Origin of the sequence: Streptomyces sp. NPDC051940 (genome assembly GCF_040680895.1) — a bacterium.
Lineage (GTDB): Bacteria > Actinomycetota > Actinomycetes > Streptomycetales > Streptomycetaceae > Streptomyces.
This window is the reverse complement of the sequence record NZ_JBFAXR010000250.1, coordinates 1-4,286: the sequence shown is the minus strand read 5'-3', so window position 1 is coordinate 4,286 and position 4,286 is coordinate 1. Positions and strand designations below refer to the sequence as shown.

At 73.2% G+C, this 4,286-nt stretch carries 4 protein-coding genes; 1 reads left to right on the top strand and 3 read right to left on the bottom strand.

Annotated elements, in window-relative coordinates; all coding sequences use genetic code 11:
• Positions 1–34: 34 nt before the first annotated feature.
• Positions 35–1,189 carry a citrate synthase/methylcitrate synthase gene (locus AB0M28_RS39985; RefSeq protein WP_365415689.1) on the bottom strand — a complete coding sequence of 385 codons (1,155 nt, stop codon included), beginning with the start codon at positions 1,187–1,189 and terminating at the stop codon, positions 35–37.
• A 92-nt stretch (positions 1,190–1,281) separates the two neighbouring features.
• On the opposite strand from AB0M28_RS39985, the gene AB0M28_RS39980 reads away from it, so the two are divergent.
• The gene (locus AB0M28_RS39980; RefSeq protein WP_365415687.1) at positions 1,282–2,529 is read left to right on the top strand and encodes a citrate synthase; all 1,248 of its coding nucleotides are present in this window, start codon (positions 1,282–1,284) and stop codon (positions 2,527–2,529) included.
• Here AB0M28_RS39980 and AB0M28_RS39975 read toward each other — a convergent pair.
• Complete coding sequence (locus tag AB0M28_RS39975) at positions 2,514–3,275, bottom strand: hypothetical protein (protein ID WP_365415685.1); 762 nt, start codon at positions 3,273–3,275, stop codon at positions 2,514–2,516. The two genes, AB0M28_RS39980 and AB0M28_RS39975, sit on opposite strands and share 16 nt — an antisense overlap.
• Positions 3,276–3,295: 20 nt before the next feature.
• Positions 3,296–4,286: serine hydrolase (locus AB0M28_RS39970; protein ID WP_365415683.1), on the bottom strand; the 991-nt coding region annotated here is incomplete at its 5' end.

Below are 4,286 nucleotides of genomic sequence, written 5' to 3'. Positions count from 1 at the left end.
GAGTACGTCGCTCCCCGGCCGCGCCGGCTCCCCGTCAGGGCAGGGGCTGCGGCGGAACGGGCCCCACGTAACGGGCGGACGGACGGATGATCTTCGAGTCCTCCGCCTGCTCCAGGATGTTCGCGCTCCAGCCGACCACGCGCGCGGCGGCGAAGGTCGGCGTGAACATCTCGCGCGGCAGCCCGCACAGCTCCATCACCACGCCGGCGTAGAACTCCACGTTGGTGTGCAGCTCCCGGCCGGGCTTGAGCTCCGCCAGGATCTCCACGACCTTGCGCTCCACCTCCACCGCGAAGTCGACCAGCGGCCCGCCGAACTCCCGGGCGATGCCCTTCAGCATCCGTGAACGGGGGTCCTCCGTGCGGTAGACGGGGTGCCCGAAGCCCATGATGCGGTCACCGGCCAGCACCCGCTCGCGGATCCATCCGTCGATCCGGTCGGGCGTGCCGATCGCGTCCAGCGTGTCCAGGGCGCGGCTCGGCGCGCCGCCGTGCAGCGGGCCGGAGAGGGCGCCGATCGCCCCGACGAGACAGGCCCCGAGGTCCGCGCCGGTGGAGGCGATGGTGCGGGCCGTGAAGGTGGACGCGTTGAATCCGTGGTCGATCGTGGAGATCAGGTACGCCTCGATGGCGCGCGCCCGCGCCGGATCGGGCTCCTCACCGGTCAGCATGTACAGGTAGTTGGCGGCGTACGGCAGGTCCGCCCGCGGCTCGACCGGCTCCAGGCCCTGCCCGATGCGGTGGAGGGCGGTGAGGATCACCGGCACCTTGGCGCAGGCCGCCAGCGCGTCGCGCATCCGCTGCTCGGGCGTGATGTCGTACAGCGGCCGGAAGTCCGCCGAGGCGGCGGTCTGGGAGAGCGCCGTGCGCAGCCCCGCCAGCGGTCCGGAGAGCATGCAGGAGCGGGCGATCGCCGGCAGGGCGTCGCGGATGTCCTCGGGCAGAGGGCGCAGCTCCGCGGTGCGGGCCAGGAACTCCGCCCGCTCCTCGTCCGTCGGCAGCTCACCGTGGAACATCAGATACCAGGCGTCCTCGAACGTGCGGTGCTGCGCCACCTCCACCGCCGAGTACTGGCGGTAGTGGTAGAAGCCCTCACGACCGCGCACATCGCCGAGCCGGGTCTCGGTGACGATGACGCCGCTGAGCCCTCGTGGGGCCTCGATGGGGGCATCGACCGGAAGCGTTGTCATGGCTGTTCCTCCCTTGTACTTGACTCTCACCATCCACCCTTGATTGAATTCCTGTCAATGTTGATTGAATCAATGTTCTAGGGTGGATCATCATGACTGGCACCGACGAGAGGTTGAGTACGCGGCAGGCTGCGGAGCGTCTCGGCGTGAAGCCGGAGACCGTGTACGCGTACGTCAGCCGCGGCCTGCTCACCAGCCGCAAGTCCACCGGCGGCAGGGGCAGTACGTTCGACCCGAAGGAGGTCGAGGCGCTCGCCCGCCGGCACAGCCGCCCGCACGCGGCGTCCCCCGCAGGGGCGGAGACCGGCACGCCGGGCACGACGGCGGTCCGTACGGGGATCACCTTCATCGACCGCGATCGCTACTACTACCGCGGAGTGGACGCGCTCACCCTCGCCGAGACCTATCCGTACGAGGAGGCGGCCGACTGGCTGTGGACCGGACGGATCACGCCCGGACTGCGGTTCACCGCCCCGGACGAACTGCTCGCCGCCACCTCCGCCGCGGTCGCCGCGCTCCCCTCGCACGCCAGCCCCGTCGACCGGCTGCGCGCCGTGGCGGTCGCCGCGGCGGCAGCCGACCCCCTGCGCTTCGACCTCTCCACCGAAGCGGTGCACGGCACCGCCCGCAGCCTGATCGCCGCGTTCTCCGGCTCACTGCCCATCGCCGGACGCACCCACCGCACGGACGCGCCGGTCGCCCGTCGGCTGTGGGCCCGGCTGACCCCCGCCGCCCCCGAACCGGCAGCGGTGCGCTGCCTGGACACGGCACTGGTGCTGCTCATCGACCACGATCTGGCGGCCTCCACCCTGGCGGCCCGCGTCGCGGCGTCCGCCCGCGCCAACCCGTACGCCGTGGTGTCCACGGGGCTGTCCGCCCTCGACGGACCGCTGCACGGCGCCGCCAGCGGCCTGGCGCACCGCATGCTCCTGGACGTCCTGGAGCGGGGCAGCGCGGCGCCCGTGGTCTCCGAGCACTTCCGCGCGGGCCGGCGCATCCCGGGGCTGGGTCACCGCCTGTATCCGGGTGAGGACCCGCGCGCCGGGCTGCTGTTCACCCTTCTCGACGAGGTGCCCGGCGCGCGGCGCGCGCTGGACGCGGCCCAGGAGGTCGTGGAGATCTCCGCCCGGCACACCCCCCTGCACGCCAACGTCGACCTCGCGCTCGCCGTCCTCTCCGCCTCCGCCGGTATGCCCGCGGAGGCGGGCGAGACGGTCTTCGCCGTGGCCCGCACGGCGGGCTGGATCGCCCACGCCCTGGAGGAGTACGAGGAGCGCCCGCTGCGTATGCGCCCCAGCGGCCTGTACACGGGCCCGCGCCCGCCTCAGCCGCTGCCCTGAGGGAAGGCGCCGCGCATCAGCAGCAGGTCGTCGCCCCAGGCGTCGAGCACCGGCCCCTGCCCGGCCGCCCGCGCCTGGGCCTCGAAGTCGGCGAAGAGACCATGCGCCAACTCCGGCCGGGCGGTGGCCAGTACCTCGTCCAGCAGCGGCAGCAGCCGGTCGTGCCGCCACGCGGGGCAGTCGAGCGGCGCCCGGTTCAGCTCCCAGCCCAGGTACTTGTTGTACGGGCGGACCCGCCCCTCCACGGCGAAGACGTACGTCAACAGCGGCGGCAACGCCTCGGCGGCATCCAGCCGCGCCTCCGTGGCGAGCCCGGCGCGGTGGTTCTTCAGCCACCGGTAGACCGAGTTGGCGAAGCCGTCCGCGGCCTCGTCCGCCGTATTCGCGGCCTCCTCGGGGCCGAGCGCCGCCTTCCGCGTGACCAGGCGGGCGATCAGCCCGTCCGGCCGGTCCTTGAGCAGGCGCGCGTGGACGAAGGCGTACCGGTTCCACTCGTACGCGCAGCCCGGCAGTGCGTGCCCGCGGAACTCGGAGAGGGGCATCACGACGATGTCGAGCTCGGCGTCGCGGCGGACTTCGCCCGCCAGGTCCGGTGCGGCGTCGTCCTCGGCGATCAGATACACGTCGTGGTCCGAGTGCTCGCCGGCCATGCCGTCCCGCGCCTGGGATCCGCTCAGCACCGCCCCGGCGATCCGGGGGTCGTCCGCGATCCGGTCGAGCAGGGCCTCGTAGGCGTAAGCGGTCACGCGGTCATGCTCGCAGCGGGTCAACCCGCGGGGAAACTCGTTTTCACCAGCGTCCGTACGGCCGTTGTCGCCGCCCGTTCCACCAGCTCTATGCCGCCTTCCCGGGTCGGCAGGTCGGCGGCGAGAACGCTCACCAGCAGCAGCCGGCCGTCGTGGACGACCAGCCCGATGCTGTTGATGTCCCACAGCTTCGTCTGGCTGCGCTGCAGCCAGCCGTTCTTCAGCACCCGGTCGGCACCCGTGTCGGACGCCGCGGGAACACCCCAGTCCTGGCCGGGTATGACCGAACCCATGAGGGAGCGTATGTAGTCCCGGGATGCGGCGGAGAGCGGCGAGTCGTCGCCGAAGACGGCCCGCAGCAGGACCAGTTGGTCGCGGGCGGTGGTCTGGGTCAGCCCCCAGGTGCCCCAGCCGCCCGCGCTGGTCCGGGTGAGGCCGAAGGTGTCGTTCGCCGCGTCGAGGGCCTGCGGGCCGCCCAGAACGCTCCACAGCGCGTCCGTGGCGTCGTTGTCGCTGTAGCGGATCATCGAGGAGGCGAGCTGCCGCTGCCCCGGCGTCAGCGGGACGCCGCTGCGCTGGCTGCGGAGCAGCAGCGCGGCCAGTATGTCGACCTTGACGATGCTCGCGGTGTCGTAGGTGCCGGTGCCCTTGCCGTAGACCGCCCGCGTACCCGTCGACAGGTCCTCAACGCCGAGCGTGTAGCGGCCCGCGTGCGGTCCGAGGGCGTCGAGCGCCTCCCGGACTGCCTTGCCGGGGTCGGGCGTCGCGGTGACCGACGGCGTGGGCGAAGGGGACGGGGCCGGCGAGGCCGGCGGCGTGCGGGCCCCCGGGGGCGGCTGGAGCAGCCCCGGGGGCGCCTGCCTGGCTGCGGCGGAGGTGTCCGTCGGCTGCGCACCGGACGCCCGCGCGGGCGCGCCGCCCGCCGCGGGCGATCCGCTCGCGGCGAGGGCGGTGCCGGCGATGTTCCGGGTGCCGTCCTTGAAGCCCATCATGTTGCGCGGCGTCTGCGCG

Excerpts from the sequence above, each read along its gene's own strand:
- AB0M28_RS39985 (WP_365415689.1), bottom strand. The coding sequence starts at position 1,189 with ATGACAACGCTTCCGGTCGATGCCCCCATCGAGGCCCCACGAGGGCTC.
- AB0M28_RS39980 (WP_365415687.1), top strand. The coding sequence starts at position 1,282 with ATGACTGGCACCGACGAGAGGTTGAGTACGCGGCAGGCTGCGGAGCGT.